The organism is Pseudoxanthomonas sp. LjRoot204_2, assembly GCF_056175765.1.
This window is the reverse complement of sequence record NZ_JBGFFG010000471.1, coordinates 1-2,414: the sequence shown is the minus strand read 5'-3', so window position 1 is coordinate 2,414 and position 2,414 is coordinate 1. Positions and strand designations below refer to the sequence as shown.

At 67.9% G+C, this 2,414-nt stretch carries 2 protein-coding genes and 1 pseudogene; all 3 read right to left on the bottom strand.

Annotation, left to right across the window (positions count from 1 at the left end):
• Positions 1 to 350, bottom strand: a pseudogene (locus tag AC04L7_RS16730) (HDOD domain-containing protein); the annotation flags it as partial.
• Between the two features lie 170 nt (positions 351 to 520).
• Positions 521 to 1,336 carry a hypothetical protein gene (locus AC04L7_RS16725; RefSeq protein ID WP_435998990.1) on the bottom strand — a complete coding sequence of 272 codons (816 nt, stop codon included), beginning with the start codon at positions 1,334 to 1,336 and terminating at the stop codon, positions 521 to 523.
• Positions 1,337 to 1,432: 96 nt separating this feature from the next.
• The gene (locus AC04L7_RS16720; RefSeq protein WP_435998992.1) at positions 1,433 to 2,263 is read right to left on the bottom strand and encodes a ribonuclease H-like domain-containing protein; all 831 of its coding nucleotides are present in this window, start codon (positions 2,261 to 2,263) and stop codon (positions 1,433 to 1,435) included.
• Positions 2,264 to 2,414: the final 151 nt, after the last annotated feature.

Genomic DNA, 2,414 nt, shown 5'->3' with positions numbered 1-2,414 from the left:
CTGTGGATCGCTTCCAGCACCGTTTCCGACGACAACGGCAGCGGCAGGAAGCGGTGCGCCACGCCGATCAGCTTGATGGGGGCGGACAGGCTGTCTGCATTGCCTTCCAGCAGGGCGATGCGGATCGTCTCCGAGCGCAGCGTGCGGATCTGGCCCAGCAAGGTGGCCGGCGGCAGGTCGGGCAGCGCCGGTCCCACCATCACCACGTCGACCGGACCATTGGCGACCGCAAACATCGCCGACTTCCCGTCGGCTACCGTCTCGACCGTCCACTCGTCGCCCATGTCGCCGATGTAGTCGGCCAGATCGTCAGGCAGGCAGGCGGTGTCGCCAACGTACAGAATGCGCAAGGCACGTCCCCTTCTTTTCTTGCAAGTTCGATGCATGCCTTCCACGTGGGAAGGCACGGCTCATGTGGAATCTAGCAAGGGTGTCGGCCATGGCGGCGCATTCTTGAGCCGCGATGCAGGGAATGCGCAACGCTTCACACTCCGCTGTCGGTGGTTCCCCGACAGGCGGTTCAGAACCGGAACAGCGTGAGCAGTTGCGGCCCGCAGTTGTTCAGGTGGATGTTGCCATCGAACCGCGTGCGCCGCAGGTCCAGGTCCACGTTGTTGTAGTTGTAGCGCAGGGAAAACCCGAGGTGCCGCCAAGGCAGGTAGTCCAGGGCGACCTGCGCATCGAACGCATCACCGCTGACCGCACCGCCGTTCTTGCGCGTGTACGCCAGTGCCGCGCCCCAGCGCCAGCGCATGGACAGCGATCGCACGTATTCGGCACGCAGCATGGGGGCCCATGCGTCTTCGGAGAGGTCGTTCGCATACGCGGCCGGCGTCCCGGCGAGGGTCGCGCTGGCATCCAGGTCGGCGCGGATGTCGTAACGCATCGCACCCAGGCCGATGCCCGCGGCCTGGCGTCCGTCATGCAGGAACATCCACGTATACGCCACGCCGGTGATGTCGAGATCCAGACGGCCTTCGAAGGACGCATCGACCGGATACACGTTGTCGCCGATCTCCAGCATGCGGTCGAGCACCCGCATGCTGGTGTCGTCGTAGTCGTAGCCGAAGGCGTCGAACGTGTGCCGCCGCGCCGTGCCCAGACTGCCACCGATGCGCCAGGCCAGCGCATCCTGCCGATCGGCGAATCCCAGGTCGCGCTGGAAGTCGACGCGCGCGCCCCTCGATCCATCGCTGGCATCCCAGCGCGTGTCGAGATCGTGGTCGGCCGCGTAGAGGCCCACACCCAAGTCGAACCTGTCGATGGGCGGAAGCCGGTCCTGCGCCGCCACCGGCGCGGACAACGCAATGGCCAGCAGGACGACAGCGGTCTTCATGCAACGCTCCTGGAGCGGAGGGAATCGCATCCTCGTCGGTGCCCCGACATGATCAGCATCCGACGCGCCCTCCTGCACGGTCAAGCACGCCGTTCCTCAGGCTTCGGGTGGCGCCGACAGGTGCAGCAACAGGTGGGCGAGCGTCACCACGTCCTGGAAGTTGTGATGCAGCACGCGCCGCAGCAGGCCGGCGTCGCCGCCGCGCAGGTAATGCAGCCAGGCGCCCGGTGCTTCGGAGCCCGGCAGGTCGTCTTCGCGGACGATGCCCAGCGCATTGCGCTCGATGGTGCCCAGGCGACAGTTTTCCCACACCCCCCGATACCGCCGCCGCGAGGGGAACAGCAGGTCGAGATGTTCGATGCCGGCCAACGGCGTGCCCTGCCGCGCCAGCCGGTAGCGCGTGGCCAGCAACGGCGCGTCGTAGCAGCGACCGTTGTAGCTGACCAATCGTGTGTCTTCCGACAACCAGCCGGCGAAAACGCGCAGCATCGCCGGCTCCGCCGACAGGTGGGTGATCAGCAACTGGCGCACGCGCAGCCCGGCCGCAACGAAATCCGACGCACCCACCATGAAGGCGCGCGTGCCCGTGCCGCCGGACAGGCCGGTGGTCTCTGTGTCGAAGAACAGCATGCCAGGCGTCGGCAGTGCGCCGGTCCGTGCGAACGTGCCGTCCACGTGGGGCGGCACGGCATCGAACGGCAACACCTGTTCGATCTGCAGCAGCCCCGGCGCGATCTCGTCGCCCGGCAGCGCACGATCGCATGCGCGCCGGGGGACGGCCGGACGCGCCCGCTCGCGGATCCCGAGCATGCGCCGCAGTGCCGGCAATGGATCGTGCGCCGGCGGCAAAGGAACCGATGGCGACGTACCACCGCCCTGCCCCGCCTGGCGACGCAGGCGCTGCAGCTTCTCCAGGCTGACGCTCACGCCGCGTCCAACAGCTGCAGCACCCGCGCAGCCAGTGCGCGCGGCGTGGTGTCCGCGTCCTCATCGTTGGCCAGCACGGGCCCGACGCAGGCGGGACACCCCGCCTTGCAATCGCACGAAGACACCAGCTGTGCCGCCCGCTGCACCAGTT

Coding starts and splice junctions, on each gene's coding strand:
- AC04L7_RS16725 (WP_435998990.1), bottom strand. CDS start 1,336: ATGAAGACCGCTGTCGTCCTGCTGGCCATTGCGTTGTCCGCGCCGGTG.